Below are 14,537 nucleotides of genomic sequence, written 5' to 3'. Positions count from 1 at the left end.
CGTGATCCTATTCTCCCTGAACGAGTCACCCAAGAACGGAATAGAGATAATGAAAGAAATTGAAAGCATGACAAAGGGATGGTGGAGACCCTCGCCCGGCTCCCTGTATCCCATGCTCGCAAAAATGTCTCAAGAGGGATTCATAAGGAGGAGAGAGGACGGAAAATACGAGTTAACTGAAATAGGTAAGGAGGAAATAGAGATAATTAGACAGAGAATGGCCATGATGTCCAGCTTCAAGGAAAGCATGAGGCATGAGGCCTCATCTCCCGAGGAAATTCTAGAGGAGATGGAATTTTATGTGGATTATCTGGAGGATCTAAAGAAGAACGACCCAACCAAGATCAGCAACCTGACAGATAGAATTAAAAGACTTAGCGAGAGATTAATGAAGGTGGTATCATGAAGGTAGCAATTCCTGTGACAAATGGAATGGTTGACGGACCTGGAGAGGGCCTCAAGGTAAGAATTTACGAGGTGGATAAGGAGGTCAAGCTGTTAGAGGAGTACGATAACCCTGCACTTACGGCAATGGCTGCTAGGGGGATATACATGCTTAGGTCTGCTCTGGATAAGGGAGTGACTGCCTTTATCGTCGCCGAGATTGGCCCACCAGGGGTTAGGTTTCTGGAGGGAAAAGCTAAGATATACCTGGCAGAGGGCAAAGTCGAGGACGTCCTCAACAAGTTAATCAAGGGAGAACTAAAGGAAACGCATGAGCCTACACACGGGGAACACCACAGCCACGGACATCACTAACTAGGTTACCTCCTCGCCTTCCGACCTTTTCACCCTGATTTTTCCATTGACCTGCTGCTTGTCATGATGATTGGCTTGGTCATGACTCCCCTGTTGATTTGCCTGTGAATTCCTCTCTGGATAGTCCTCTTCCTTTCCTGATTCGCTCATTTCTATTATTTCAGCAGCTAGGAATCCTAGGATAATGGTTCCCATAAAGAAGTAGACTATCACTGGTGACGAGGTCCTTATTGACTGAAGTAGTTCGTATGAAGAGAACGCTATACCTCCCAATGAAAGCACTAACCAGCTTATTCTTTTGTTTATTTTAGAAAGCGAGATCTTGAAGAGAGAGAAATCTGAGGCCAAGTGAACAAATATGTTTGCCAGTAGTGAGACTAAACCAGTTATTGAAAAGGCAAGGAAGGCATTAAAACCCGTAATCAGAATTCCGCCTAGAACTATGATCACGAAACTTACCACAGTGACTATGACCGCATAAAGCGGACCTCTTCCCGTTTCAAGTCTTCCAAGTATCTCTGGTAAAAATCCTCCCCTAGACATAGCGAAAATGGTCCTAGAGGTTGCCATAATATACGTTAAAGTGGCTAGTATACCGTCGTTGGCAGCTGCGAACAGGACAAACGCGAGAGTCAATAGACCGAATCTATCCTCAATAAGCTGAATTAAATTCAATTGATTAGCCACTAAATGGAAATAGATCACGTGATCCGTTATTCCGTAAATGTCAAATGCGGCCAGTAGCCCGCCTAACAATATGACAGTTATTATAGCCCTTGGAACACTCTTTTCTGGATTCTTAACTTCCCCTGATAAGGGAGTTATGGAACCGTAACCTGTGGGAATAGAAGAGCCGAAAAGAATTGCCAAGGCAAGAGTGGACAGATTAATGTTGGACGGAATTGGGTTGTAAAGGTAGAAATGCGTGGAGGCCATAAATAGCACAGCTAGGGCAGCCATCATGCTTATTTCTATCAGGCTTGCAACTATGGCGTACTTGGCTGTGGGTTTTATTCCCAAAATTGCAAATATGCTAGAAATAGTGAGGATTATTGCTGCAACCGCGATGGCAGGAACAGGGATTATTGTGGAAAGAATGTAGGAGGCGCCTAATACGTATGCCGAACCGTACATGGAGGAGTAGAGGAGATACAGCCAGCCTGTCTCAAAGCCAAGCCTCTTCGTTAGGGAATAATATGCGTAGGTGTAATACCCTCCAGTTTTAGTAAATTTCCTAGATAAGATATAAACTGACATTCCGTTAACTAGAACCAGGATAGTCCCTAGTATAATGGCCAGTGACGCTCCCGTACCCGCGAGAAGGTACGCCTCTACACCGTAGGTTAACACACTGAGGAAAGGCGATTGTCCACCCAAGGAGATAAATATTAAGTCAAGGATTCCTATGACCCGTTTAGGCTCTTCATTTCGCTGCTCTTGAGATCCCTTTGACATTCAGGAAGAAAGATACTATCGTTTAGATTTTAAAATCTTCTTGTAATACACAAATAAAATTGGTGTAACGATACTATAACAGTTTATCTCACAAATACTCCTACATTTTTAAGGAAAACCGTCTTTTGATGCCTTTTTAATTAGTGGAAGCGAGTTTTCTTCTATGAAAATAATCAGCGTCGAAGACCTACCCATGGATGCTAAGGTGAAGGAGGTCCTGAAAAGAAGAGGGATAGTTACCTTAAATCCTGTGCAATCTGAGGCAGTGGAAAAGGGGCTACTGGAGGGAAGGAGATTACTTCTGACCTCTCCCACGGGCTCTGGAAAAACGCTCATAGCAGAGCTAGGAATGATATCTCATCTTCTCCGTGGAGGTAAGAGAGCAATTTACGTTACTCCCTTGAGAGCACTCACTTCTGAAAAATATGTTACCTTCAAGGATTGGGAGATCTTAGGTTACAAGGTAGGGATGACTTCCGGGGATTACGATACAGATGACGCGTTTCTGAGCAGGTATGACATTGTGGTCACGACTTATGAGAAGCTGGATTCCCTGTGGAGACATAACCCCTCTTGGTTGAAGGAATCGGACTACTTCATCCTTGACGAATTTCACTATCTAAATGATGGAAAGAGGGGTCCGGTGGTGGAAAGCGTGGCCGTGAGATCCAAGAGGAGGAACTTACTGGGGCTTAGCGCAACTGTAAGCAACGCCGACGCCATTGCGGAGTGGTTAAACGCCACACCCGTGAAAACTAACTGGAGACCTGTCCCCCTCAAGGAAGGTATACTTGTAAATGACAGAAAGATAGTCCTAACCTACACTGACGGGGTAAGCATACAGCTCAAGGGAAATGACGGTATCCTAGCATACACCAAGAAGATTGTGGAGGAAGGTGGTCAGGTTCTAGTATTCAGGAACTCTAGGAAGATGGCTGAGACAACTGCAAGGAAGATAGCGGAGCTGAATTTCCCCCTGAAGAAAAAGGAGGTTGAGGATCTAGTCTCTAGGCTCAGAGAAGTTGAGGACGCTGGATCTGAGGAGAGGAACACCCTAGCTGAGCTAGTGAGTAGGGGGGTTGCCTTCCATCACGCTGGTCTATCTAAGGGATTGAGAGACTTGATTGAGGAGGGGTTCAGGAGGAGAGTGATCAAGGTGATAACGGCAACTCCTACGCTGGCTGCTGGCGTAAACTTACCAGCAAGGGCAGTTGTGGTAGGGGATATTTACAGGTTCAACAGGAAGATCCTAGGTTTTCAAGAGGAAATCTCTGTGATGGAGTACAAGCAAATGAGTGGAAGGGCAGGAAGACCGGGTTATGATAGTGAAGGCGAGGCAGTCATAGTTGTGAGGAACAGGAAGGACTCCGAGAGGATAGCGAAGAAGTACATTCTTTCCCCACCTGAACCACTTGAGTCCAGGCTAGGTAACGAGTCTGCGTTTTACTCCTTTCTGCTGGGATTAGCGTCGGAGGACGGAGCTGACGAGGAGTTCGTAAGAACCATGGCTCAAGAGACCTTTCTAGATCACGAACTCGTGAAGTCATACCTCGAGACGGGACTGAACTGGTTGAGAGAAAACGGGTTCTTCAGCGATGGTGTCAAACTGACCAAGTTCGGAAGAAGGGTTGCAGATCTTTACATCAATCCATTCACAGCTAAGTTAATCAAGGATACCCTATCCATGAGTGAGGCCGAAAACTGCGATATTCCATACCTTCACATGTTGGCGTTAACGCCCGATGGACCCATAGCTAACGTGAGTAAACCTGAGGAGGATGACCTCTTGGAGTGGGCGCCTTGTCCTCCCTTCACGGATGTGCCAGATGACGAGGATGAAGCCTTTCAATATTTCTCCGCCCTTAAGATCGCGCTCATAGTTCACGACTGGATAGAGGAAGTGGATGAGGATGCGATTCTGTCAAAGTACGGAATTGGGTCTGGTGACCTCAGGTCCATAGTCGAAACCATGGAGTGGCTAACCTACTCGGGATATCAAGTGAGCAAGGCCCTAGAGTGGGAGTCGCATGCTGATATCATGTTCCTGCTCAACAGGAGAGTATCAGACGGCGTTAAGGAGGATCTGCTAGACCTAGTGAGAGTTCCTGGAATTGGAAGGAAGAGGGGAAGGTTGCTGTATCAGAACGGCTTAACTAAGCCGGAGGACCTAGTCATGAACCCGGAGAAAGTTAAGGTACTCCTGGGAGAGAAGGTAGGTGAGAAGGTTGTCAAGGACGCTGCAAGAGTTATTGGAGGAGTTCTTTAGGGCTAAGGACGGAGAGGAACTTGTGTTTGAGGGAGATCAGGATACCCTGAAAAAGCTGGAGCTGGTGTTGAGGGCATTAGCCCAAGAAACTAGAATTGAGGGAAATAGGCTCTTGGTAAAGAAAAGAAGGCCTTAGAGGGGTATATTTCCATGCTTCTTGGGGTACCTGAACTCCCTCTTGTTCTTTAACATCTTCAAGGCTGACGCTATTACCTTCCTCGTATCCTTGGGCTCTATTACGTCGTCTATTAGTCCCTTCTCAGCAGCCCAGTAGGGGTTGGCGAACAACTTCTTGTACTCAGCTATTCTCTCCTTGATGAGATCGTCAGGAGACTTACTGTTCTGTATTTCTCTCCTGTACAGGATCCTCACGGCCCCCTCAGGCCCAGTCACCGCTATCTCTGCAGAGGGCCAAGCATATATGAGATCCGCTCCAAGGCTCTTTATACTCATGGCGATGTGAGCCCCGCCGTAGGACCTTCTAACCACCACAGTGACCTTGGGAACTGTTGCCTCAGCAAAGGCGTACAACATCTTTGCTCCGTGCCTTATGATGCCCTTATATTCCTGGTCTGTTCCCGGCATGTAACCAGGAGTGTCCACCAAGCTAATCAAGGGAATATTAAAAGCGTCACAGAACCTTATGAACCTGGCCGCCTTGTCTGAGGCGTCTATATCTATGGCTGCCCCCAGATGGGCGGAGTTATTTGCTACTATACCCACCACGTTCCCGGCTACCCTTCCAAATCCAACCACCATGTTCTGAGCCCAATGCTTCTGCACCTCCATGAACTCGCCGTTGTCCACAGTCCTGTATATTACCTCTCTCATGTCAAAGGGCTTGACGGTGTCAGTTGGAACAACGCTCTCCACGTCCTTCATTTCCCTATCTGCAGGGTCTCCTGTGTCCATGAAGGGTGGCTCCTCCATGTTGTTAGAGGGTAGGTAAGAGAGCAACCTCTTGGTTATGTTAATGGAATCTTGTTCGTTCTCCGCAATGAAGTGAACCACGCCTGATTTAGTTGCGTGAATCACGGCTCCACCTAGGTCTTGGAATGAAACGTCCTCACCCAACACCACCTTTGTGATCTCTGGACCGGTCACAAACATGTAGTAGGCATCGCCCTTTATCATGATGATGAAGTCAGTAAGCGCTGGCGAGTAAACTGCACCTCCCGCAGCTGGACCAGCCATTATGGTTATCTGGGGAACTACGCCAGATGCCATCACGTTGGCCTTAAAGACCGTACCGTAACCCTCTAGTGCGACTGCGCCCTCTTGTATTCTGGCTCCTCCAGAATCATTTATCCCAACTACAGGTGCTCCAACCTTTAATGCGAGCTCATAAACCTTAGCTATTTTAGACGCGTGAGTCTCCCCTAGCGTGCCTCCTATAGACGTGAAGTCCTGGGCAAATGCAAATACAGTCCTTCCCTCAACCTGTCCCCATCCAGTTACTACGCCGTCTCCGTAGACCTTGCTTTTATCCAATCCAAACTCAGTAGCCTTTGTCGTGGCAAAGGTCATGACCTCGTTAAAGGTCCCCTCATCGAATAGGAGATTTAACCTCTCCCTCGCTGTCAGCTTGCCCTTAGCATGTTGAGCCTGGACTCTCTCCTCTCCTCCACCCATGTAAGCCTTGGCCTTTAGGGCTCTCAATTCTTCAACTAGTTTTGACATATCCGGTTTTTCAAAAGTTGCAGTCATGTCTAATCAAGACCTATTGTAAGTTCTCTCTTAAAATTTTTATCATTTAAACTTTAGTTAATATTGACATGCTGATATTTTATAATTATAACGGACTTTTTACTACACCCTCAGAGTTCGCGTATGGGCCCTCACAGATCGGATCCCGGATTCCTCATCACTGGTGAGAACAAGATGTAAAGTAGCGTTAAAAGTGTGAGCCTTGGCATGAAGGGCTAAGCAGCGTATATCCCTTCCTCAGCCACGTATTTCTGTCTAGCTAAATCCATGAGCTTCCTAGTGAAGAAGAGGGAGTATATAACCACAATAATGGCGAAAAGGATTGAAAGCCAACCCACTAGAGCCAGATTGCCCTGACTATCGGCTAATGCCAGCTCTTTCATAAGACCTTGATGTACCTCGAGGGTTCTCCCGTCATATATATCTGGCCAGTACTCTCCTATGGCCAGGCCTCCCCATGCACTGTTCACCGTACTCGTTAACCCTGCCACTATGTATGGCATAGCTGAGGGAATCACTACCCTTCTCAATCTTTGCCAAAACGTTAGGTTCAAGTTGTCCATTACTTCCCAGTACTCCTTGGGCATGTTCTTTATCCCCATCCAGTAACTATAAAAGACGTAATAGAAGGTGGAGATGAAACCCAGCAAGAGGACGTAAAACTCGCTGGTGAAACCGCCTAAAACCGGTCTCAGGATTGAGTAGGTCGCCCCGTATAGAAGAGGGAAATACGCTGGTGCCGGGAAGGAGGCCACGGTCTGAATCATTGGGATGACCACTCTCTCGGTTCTCTCGTGGACAGAGAGCCAGTATCCCACAAAGATGGCGATCAACAAGGAAACTACAGATATTACCCCAACTCTCATGTAGTCTATTCCTATTAGGACTAAGTCGTACGGAGTTGAAGAAATTAAGAAGCTCCAGGTTTGAGGAGATACGCTTCGTATCACTGTGAACACGGAGTATGATATTCCTAGGAGGAAGAGAGCCGCAATCACTATCCCGATCTTCCCCCATTGGCGTACTTTCTCCTTCTCTTCATCTACATCTACAGGAACTGTTTTGCTCCTTGTTACATATCTAGCTAACTTGCTCACCGGGGCTATGGCGTTGCTTACCTTCGCAGAATATCTAATCCTAAACCTCCCTCTCCTCAAGGCCTTATTGGAGGATTCCGTATCAAGGCCATATCTTTGAACCGAGAAGGAGGCAAATTCCCTAAGGCCAAAGGTAATGAAAACTACAACCACCGCTAGAATTCCCAGGGCGTAAAGGGCCTGGTTGTAGAGTCCAAGCGTGGTTAGCCTAGAGATCAGGGACCCAATACCGAATACTGCGTAATTACTATTGCCTACACTGAAGACCTCACTCACGGTTATGTAGAACATTGCGTCCGCAAAACTGGGGATCAGGTTAGCTGCAATCCTAGGAATCGAGAAGGGGATGTATAGTTTGGACATCTTGCCAAGAAACCCAAGCCTTAAGTTCTCAGCTACCTCGTTCAGGTTCTCAGGAACGGTCTTGAAGGCTTGATAAATTCCCATCCATATGTTCCAGACTACGGCAGTGAATACGAGGAATATTACAGCTAGCTGAGTACCGAGAAACCCTCCTATATCCGACACAAAGAAGATGAGTACCACGGGGAAGAAGGAGATAACGGGGACAGATTCCAGGACCTCTGACAGGGAAATATACACGTTCTCGAAGGCCCTATTCTTTAAGGCCAGATAACCTAGGAGCCATCCAGTTACAATGGAGAGAATGATCGTGATAAATACTCTCCCCACCGTAACTCCAACGGCCAGTAATGCTAGAAGCGGAAAAATCAACTCTCCTTCACCCTTTTCTTAACGGGGGTGAGAAGTTTATACAACGTGTCCAGATATTCCTGGAATCTCGGATCCTTAGGGTTTCTAGGCCTCTCCAGGTCTATGATCACCTCTCCCACGACCGTAGCTGGGCTTCCATTTAATACGTAAACCTTGTCTGATAGTTCTACAACCTCATTCATATTATGAGAAACCATGACAGCGGTCTTGAGAGAGGTGTCCTCACTGAATATGGTGGAGTAAATCTCCTGCCTCAGACCTTCGGCAGTCAATTCATCCAGATGGGCAAAGGGCTCATCCATGAGAAGAACATAGGGATCGGCTGCCAGGGCCCTAGCTATGGCTACCCTCTGCCTCATTCCTCCACTCATTTGCTTGGGGTAAAAGTCCTCAAATCCCTGAAGACCAACGAGCTCAAGCATCTTTCTGGCTATCTTCTCTTCCTCCTCCTTCGGAAGTTTCCTGTACTTGAGACCAAGCTTAACGTTTTCCAAAGCGGTTAACCAGGGGAAGGTTGCTATGGACTGATGAATGAGGGCTATCCTGGGGGTAGGATGTAGAACCTTCTTTCCCATTAGCTTTACTTCCCCTTCGGAGGGTCTTATGAACCCACCTAGTATCCTAAGCAGAGTCGATTTTCCGACTCCAGATGGTCCAACTATGGCGGTAAGCTGATTCTCTTCCGTCCTAATAGAGACGTTCTCAAAGACCCTGTAATTGTTGGGATACTGGTATGCTAAATTGATTCCCTCTAGGATTGTTCCATCTGACCATCCCCGATGAACGTTAAATTCAATTCTTAAAAGCTTATTCTATCATAAAGTAATATTTTGTGCTCGAAAGTTTGACTTATCCCATGGTGTCACGTTCCAGATCTCGTATTATGTACTTATCCCCTCTCTTCCTTAGAACTCGCAACCTCACCATCTCTCTCAGAACGTCCTCTCCAAACTTGGAGGATACCTCCCTGAGACTAAATTCCCTTTGCCGAAATTCCTGTATTGCCCTCCTAACATCAAAGGTTAGGGGGTCTTGGGAGTAGACGCTCCTGCATAGCACCTCGATCTGAACATTGGACCTTCTCAGTTCATCCCTGAGCTCCCTGTAACCTACCTTCATGCACAGTTCCCTCAGATCCTTGACGTCCAGGGAGATCAAGCTCATCACGGTATCTCTAGGTAAACCTGATCTAGCCAGTTTCACGCCCTCCGAGGGCACTCCGTACTTGAGGCTGTCGTGAATTTCCAGAGCCTTGCGATACCTGTCATCCCCTAGAGCCCTTAAAACACGAAATAGGGCAAAGGAAATCCATTTGGCATTGGAGATCACCTCCATGAGATCCTTCGACGTCAGTTTCTCGCAAATTCCATCTAGACTATTTCCACTCATCCATCTGTTGAGAAGCTCCCTTCCCTCTTTGCATCCCCTCAAGGCCTGTGCAACTGCAGGAGAACCTGCTATCACAGACACTAGGTCGGCGTCTTTATTGTCTATGGGAAAGCCTGACAAGGCCTTTACATCAATATAGCTCACTGCTACTGCCCTTCCCAAAGGCGTTACTGTAACTCCTCGGTCCGTCATGACTAGCTTCATATCCCTTAGTCTCGAGATGGAGGACTCGACGAGGTTGTACCCTATCCCCCTGAAGTTGAAGGTGGAGTTTATTGATCTTCCAAGCTCGTCCATCTCAACGCCGTCATTCCAGGACACGAAGGCCAGGGAGAGGGTGTCCAGATCCGGTTTCACTCCCTCACTCCTGGCACTCCCGCGGTAATACCTCTCCTCTAGTTGGGTCGCAAACTTATCGGAGTTGGCAATAATGATAACCATTCCCTCCTTGTCATACCTGGGCCTCCCTGCTCTCCCAGCCATCTGTTTGAACTCGGATGGGGAAATGTCCTTCCAGCCCTTGAATTCTCCCCTCTCATCAACGTTTGGCAACTTTAGCTCGTAAAAGACGACGGCATAAACTGGGAGATTGACCCCCTGACCCAGCGCGGTGGTGGATACCACGACGTTGAGATTTCCCTCCAATAACATGTCGAGAACCTTCTTTCTGTCCTCGTGAGGCATTCCGCTATGGTAGTGATGAGCCCTGAAGTCCCTCCTCTGAAGCTCCTGTGCCAGGGTTTCTGCAGACCTCCTGCTCTTCACGAAGACCAGAGCGTTCTTTCCCATGGAGACTATCCTCTGGAGAACTAACACCAACAACTCAAATCTGGGACGAGTGAGCCTGGACGGTTTCAGGTTCTCCTGCCAATTACCGCACTTGAGAACGTAGGGATAGGCCACGCACTCGTGGAGGGGAACTGCCCTCTTCTCGTGGGAGATCAGCTTCGCGTTTAACCAAGTCACGTATCTCTCAGGGTCGCTAAGGGTCGCGCTCAGGGCAATCACGGGGACTCTCCTGGACTTGGCCCAGAGGACAAGGTTCTCAAGTGCCAGCCCCCTGTCGGTCTCGACGTTATGAACCTCATCTATGACGATTCTCGAGACGTCGTTGAGCCAGGTGTAGTTATGGCGTATTGCACTGTCAAACTTTTCATAGGTAGCGAGGAGGACGTCTCCCTTCATCTTTCTTAGGTCGTCCTCATAAACGTCTGAGTCAGCCATCACGGCGTTGGTTCTGTCCCTAACTGAGAGATATACCTCCCTGGACAAGGCCTTCAAGGGAGAGACGTAAACAGATATTCCCTCGTCTTCGACTAGAACCCTCTTGGCAATGTGAGTCTTCCCACTACCGGTGGGCGCGGAAATCAGGTAATTGATATCCCTGTTGCTCTCGTACTCCCTGAAGAACCTCTCGGCCAGTGGAAAGTCCATTCACAGGAGTTGAACCAGACTAAAAATAACGTTTTCCTTAACTATTACCTCTCCTAGTTTCTCTTAACGTAGTCCCAACACTTCACTTGTGCATCTTCTACCTGGACTATGGGAGGCCTCTGTAATCTGCATAGCCTCTGCAATTCCTTTTTCCTTCTCATTACCTCACAGTAATCGTGGAATCTGCACCCGCTGAGGCTCCCCCGTCCAACTTCACTCACCCCAACCTTTTCGCCCCTTTTACCAAGGCGTATTGCGGAGTTTGCTAGGACCATTGAGTAGGGATGAATTAGACGAGCCCCCGTCTCAACTACTTCATCCTCATACATCACTGTGACGGAGGTGCAAGGTGATATCAGGTCCACCGAACTTACGAAGAACAATGAGTCTAGTCTTCTGGACCTGATGATCTTGGCTAGGAGCCTCTCCACCTTGAGCCTCCCCTGCTCCTCAACTTCCTGGAAGAAGTCCTCAACTATTACGAATCTTGTCTTCTCCATGAAGAGAGGAGCAAGGTAAACCTTAACCAGGTTCAGGTCGCTCAGGTTATCCAGAAAATCGTCCGGAATTCCTAGGAGGAACATGATCTCCTGTGCTCTCTTGCTCGTCTTCAGCCATGCAGAAAGTAGATCCTTTACCCTTACCCTTCCCCTTTCGAGGTGACTGGGGATGAGATAGGTGGATCTCAATCCGTCCTTCTTTGACATGTACTCGCCGGTGAACGGGTCGATGTACTGGGCTTCAATGTCGCCTCTTTTCAGGGCTTCGGAGAATCTTTTCTTGTAATCATCCCATTCCCCCAGAATGCAGGTAATATCCTTTATCATGGGTATTGGGCCATCCTTCAGGACTATCATTATGCCACCTCGAGGTTGTGAAGGTCATATCCCACAGGCATAGGCAATGCACCTTACCCTATGATTCCCCATGGAGACCCAGTTCACGTTTTCGAAGCACTTAGGAGTAGAGTGCTTACATATTCCCGAGTAGACGCAACCCTTCCCCTCGACTTTCTCCTCCTCGATCTCCCCGTTAATTAGATCTATAGTGTAAGGGTGTAAGGGAGACTGAAGGACGTCTTGACCCTCCTCAACGGTCTCGCCACGGTACAGCACAAGGACATAGTCGGCCAACCTGGAGAGAATCCCAGGATTATTTTCGAGAAACATGAAAGAGCTCCTGACCGAACCCATGAGATCTATTATTGAGTTCATGACCGAGGCACGTCCTATATCTCCCAATCCAAACTCTAGGTCATCGAAAATTACGTATTCAGGTTCCAGAAACACGGCGAGCGCTATGGCTACCTTCTTCAGTTGAAGTGGGGTTAGTTGATATGGTAATCTCTCCATTACGTCAGCGCTGAGCCCCAGAAGCTTCAGATACTCGAGCCCTACTTCGACGCCGTACTCCGCATTTCCGATTTCATGTGAGACCACAATCTCAGCGAAGTGGGATCCGATCGTGTATAGCAGATTAAACATTGTTGAAGGATCATAAAATACTGCAGATATCTTCTCCCATCTAACCTTATGTAGAAGGTCCCTGGACTTTACCAAGTCTACGCCATCAAGGAGAATGGAACCAGATACGTTGTTCAGAAGTCCCAAGGTTGCAGGAATTATTGCCTCCTTTCCGCTATCCTTTTCGCCCAGAATTCCCACGGACTTCTTGTCCAATCTTACGCTAAAACAGTTAAGTGAACCCTTCACTGTTACACAGTTGTACTCGAGCACCTATCTCACCACCGTATCGGAGATCAGGAAGATTAAGACGAGAAGAATTGCCCTAAAACCAGCTGGGGGTAGAAACAGCCACCAGAAGTCAAATAGACGAGAGCTATTGAGAAGGGTCGTCAGGGTCGGGAAGTTGGGATCTCCTACGCCAGCTATTACGCCTAGCGCCGTGTAAACTGCTATCCCGTCAACCACGGAGGGCAAGAAGAAGCGCTTGGATAAGGCTTTAGCTATTTCCGAGGAACTTCTTACCCTTTGGGTGAGAGATATCTCGGGGATCCTGGACAGTGGATTCCCCTTACATACTGCCTCCGAAACCTGCCTTGAGATCACAGACCATCCAGTTAAACCCACAACTAGGGCGGTGAGGAAGAAGTTGGCCTTAACGAAGGTGACCTCTGGCGTCGCAAATAGGATGATAATGGCCATGAGGATAGGCACCCTAGGAAGTGAGGTTATGCCATCGGAAATCCTCATCATTATGGACCTCACAGTACCGCATGAGCTCCCAGCTAACATACCGTATGAAACACCTAGGCCTACCTCTATGAGTGAGACCATTATCCCGAAAAGGAGGGTGTCCACAACTGCCCTAGCGTTTACGTTAATCATGTTGGCACCGTTCACGTAGGTTCCCAAGGGATACTCCTGAGAGGGAGGGAGAAGTGGCGAACCTCTCGGTAGCTGAAGGAAGGTGAAGAGCAGGGCCCACCCAAAATAGGCGAGAAACGCAATCAAGGCCCATTTCATCTTCTCACCCTTGGATCAACGTAACCGTAGAAGATGTCTCCCACAAGCCCTGAGAGGAGGACAATCGTGGAGTAGAATATCAGGACTCCCTCAACCACCTTAAAGTCTCCATAGACTGCCCCCTCCCTCAGAAGGAATCCCAAGCCTGGCCAATAAAATATTGACTCCACCAGGAACTCCGCGACCAGCATATCTACGAACGCTGCTGAAATAGTGGACAGTGCCACTACGGAAGCGCTTCCCAACATGTGCCTGTAGACTAATACTGCCCTTGAGAGCCCCTTAGCCTTGAAAGCGTCGTTAACTCCATAGGGTAGAATCAGCCTGTTGGCGTAGGTTCCAATGAAGGGAAAGAAAAGGGCTATCACGGGAAAAACCATGTTGACGCCACTCTCGACTTTTAGGTGAAAGGCGTAAATTAGAGATAGCGCGATAATCCAGGAAGCCAATGCATTCCCTATGTATTTCCACCTCCTCACAATCTTGGTTAGCAGACCTTCTTGCGCAACGCTTCTAACAGCCATGAAGGAGCCGAGGTAAATGGACAGCGAGAAGGATATCCCAGACAGTAGGCTGGTGTAGGGTAGTGCAGATATTAGCAGAGAGTCCACGTCAAGACCGTAATGCCGGCTCACTCCAAAATTAAAGGTTAAAAGTTCAAGGATAACCCTGAATAGGTTCTCTCCATGAAGCATCTCCAGAACAGCCGTAATGACTGAAATGATAAGGATTGAAACAAGGAATGACAGAAACCTCTTTATCACGTATCCAGAGAGCGATCCAGTCCCCCTGGAACTGGCTAAATCTCCTATGGCCCTTTCCTGCACCAGGAGAACTGTCCCCCTGAATCCCATTGCAGAACCCACAAATACCAGGAGAATTCCTGGCAAAGATAGGGGGGCCAGTTCCTCAACGTAACCGTGAATTACGTAAACATAAAACGAGGTGGAGTTAAGGGATACATTTTCCACTTGCCTTAGAATCAACGTCTTACTCCCATTCAGTATCACAGTAGCTACGGGAGGCCCCTTATTCATTACAGACCAGTATTGACTCTGCCAGTTACTCGGTGGCACTGCACAGTTACCCTGTCCATAGGACACCAGAGAGATGTACTGACTTTCTGTGGCCAAGAAGGAGAGATATATCCCAGCTATGATTAATATCAATGATATTATTACTAGTGCTCTCGCTCTCATTTTGGAATGG

Annotated in this window: 13 protein-coding genes; 4 read left to right on the top strand and 9 right to left on the bottom strand. The window is 47.8% G+C overall.

What is annotated here, in order from left to right; all coding sequences use genetic code 11:
- Position 1: 1 nt before the first annotated feature.
- Together ACI49J_RS04580 and ACI49J_RS04575 are read left to right on the top strand one after the other, a co-directional pair.
- Positions 2–406, top strand: coding sequence for a PadR family transcriptional regulator (locus ACI49J_RS04580; RefSeq protein ID WP_225938844.1), 405 nt, complete (start codon positions 2–4; stop codon positions 404–406).
- Positions 403–759 carry a NifB/NifX family molybdenum-iron cluster-binding protein gene (locus ACI49J_RS04575; protein WP_240252968.1) on the top strand — a complete coding sequence of 119 codons (357 nt, stop codon included), beginning with the start codon at positions 403–405 and terminating at the stop codon, positions 757–759. The genes ACI49J_RS04580 and ACI49J_RS04575 overlap by 4 nt, the downstream gene beginning before the upstream one ends.
- Here the strand turns inward: ACI49J_RS04575 and ACI49J_RS04570 are convergent, their stop codons facing one another.
- Positions 760–2,214, bottom strand: a complete 1,455-nt coding sequence (locus ACI49J_RS04570) for an APC family permease (RefSeq protein ID WP_240252967.1) — start codon at positions 2,212–2,214, stop codon at positions 760–762.
- Positions 2,215–2,377: 163 nt separating this feature from the next.
- On the opposite strand from ACI49J_RS04570, the gene hel308 reads away from it, so the two are divergent.
- Positions 2,378–4,480, top strand: a complete 2,103-nt coding sequence (hel308, locus tag ACI49J_RS04565; protein ID WP_240252966.1) for an ATP-dependent DNA helicase Hel308 — start codon at positions 2,378–2,380, stop codon at positions 4,478–4,480.
- Positions 4,440–4,616 carry a hypothetical protein gene (locus ACI49J_RS04560; RefSeq protein WP_240252963.1) on the top strand — a complete coding sequence of 59 codons (177 nt, stop codon included), beginning with the start codon at positions 4,440–4,442 and terminating at the stop codon, positions 4,614–4,616. Before hel308 ends, ACI49J_RS04560 begins: the two co-directional genes overlap by 41 nt.
- On the opposite strand, the gene ACI49J_RS04555 is transcribed toward ACI49J_RS04560, so the two are convergent.
- The 8 genes from ACI49J_RS04555 to ACI49J_RS04520 all read right to left on the bottom strand — a co-directional run bounded on the left by ACI49J_RS04555 (position 4,613) and on the right by ACI49J_RS04520 (position 14,527).
- On the bottom strand, positions 4,613–6,187 hold the full coding sequence (locus ACI49J_RS04555) for an acyl-CoA carboxylase subunit beta (RefSeq protein ID WP_012021320.1): 1,575 nt from the start codon (positions 6,185–6,187) through the stop codon (positions 4,613–4,615). The genes ACI49J_RS04560 and ACI49J_RS04555 overlap by 4 nt on opposite strands.
- 215 nt (positions 6,188–6,402) lie before the next feature.
- Entirely contained in the window at positions 6,403–8,019 is a 1,617-nt protein-coding gene (locus ACI49J_RS04550) for an ABC transporter permease subunit (protein ID WP_240252960.1), read from the bottom strand.
- The gene (locus tag ACI49J_RS04545; RefSeq protein WP_240253482.1) at positions 8,016–8,711 is read right to left on the bottom strand and encodes an ABC transporter ATP-binding protein; all 696 of its coding nucleotides are present in this window, start codon (positions 8,709–8,711) and stop codon (positions 8,016–8,018) included. The genes ACI49J_RS04550 and ACI49J_RS04545 overlap by 4 nt, the downstream gene beginning before the upstream one ends.
- A gap of 157 nt (positions 8,712–8,868) precedes the next feature.
- Positions 8,869–10,842, bottom strand: a complete 1,974-nt coding sequence (locus ACI49J_RS04540) for a DEAD/DEAH box helicase (protein ID WP_240252958.1) — start codon at positions 10,840–10,842, stop codon at positions 8,869–8,871.
- A 53-nt stretch (positions 10,843–10,895) separates the two neighbouring features.
- On the bottom strand, positions 10,896–11,699 hold the full coding sequence (locus ACI49J_RS04535; RefSeq protein ID WP_240252956.1) for a hypothetical protein: 804 nt from the start codon (positions 11,697–11,699) through the stop codon (positions 10,896–10,898).
- A 24-nt stretch (positions 11,700–11,723) separates the two neighbouring features.
- Positions 11,724–12,578, bottom strand: a complete 855-nt coding sequence (locus ACI49J_RS04530) for an ATP-binding cassette domain-containing protein (protein ID WP_240252954.1) — start codon at positions 12,576–12,578, stop codon at positions 11,724–11,726.
- Positions 12,579–13,328 (bottom strand): peptide ABC transporter permease, encoded by a 750-nt coding sequence (locus ACI49J_RS04525; protein WP_240252951.1) that lies wholly within the window; start codon positions 13,326–13,328, stop codon positions 12,579–12,581.
- Complete coding sequence (locus ACI49J_RS04520) at positions 13,325–14,527, bottom strand: ABC transporter permease (protein ID WP_240252950.1); 1,203 nt, start codon at positions 14,525–14,527, stop codon at positions 13,325–13,327. The genes ACI49J_RS04525 and ACI49J_RS04520 overlap by 4 nt, the downstream gene beginning before the upstream one ends.
- Between the last annotated feature and the right edge of the window lie 10 nt (positions 14,528–14,537).

Origin of the sequence: Metallosphaera sp. D4-4 (assembly GCF_046245145.1) — an archaeon.
GTDB lineage: Archaea > Thermoproteota > Thermoprotei_A > Sulfolobales > Sulfolobaceae > Metallosphaera > Metallosphaera sedula.
Note: the sequence above shows the minus strand (reverse complement) of the source record. Positions and strands in the feature narration are given on the sequence as shown.

Coding starts and splice junctions, on each gene's coding strand:
- ACI49J_RS04575 (WP_240252968.1), top strand. CDS start 403: ATGAAGGTAGCAATTCCTGTGACAAATGGAATGGTTGACGGACCTGGA.
- ACI49J_RS04570 (WP_240252967.1), bottom strand. CDS start 2,214: ATGTCAAAGGGATCTCAAGAGCAGCGAAATGAAGAGCCTAAACGGGTC.
- hel308 (WP_240252966.1), top strand. CDS start 2,378: ATGAAAATAATCAGCGTCGAAGACCTACCCATGGATGCTAAGGTGAAG.
- ACI49J_RS04555 (WP_012021320.1), bottom strand. CDS start 6,187: ATGACTGCAACTTTTGAAAAACCGGATATGTCAAAACTAGTTGAAGAA.
- ACI49J_RS04540 (WP_240252958.1), bottom strand. CDS start 10,842: ATGGACTTTCCACTGGCCGAGAGGTTCTTCAGGGAGTACGAGAGCAAC.
- ACI49J_RS04535 (WP_240252956.1), bottom strand. CDS start 11,699: ATGATAGTCCTGAAGGATGGCCCAATACCCATGATAAAGGATATTACC.
- ACI49J_RS04525 (WP_240252951.1), bottom strand. CDS start 13,328: ATGAAATGGGCCTTGATTGCGTTTCTCGCCTATTTTGGGTGGGCCCTG.
- ACI49J_RS04520 (WP_240252950.1), bottom strand. CDS start 14,527: ATGAGAGCGAGAGCACTAGTAATAATATCATTGATATTAATCATAGCT.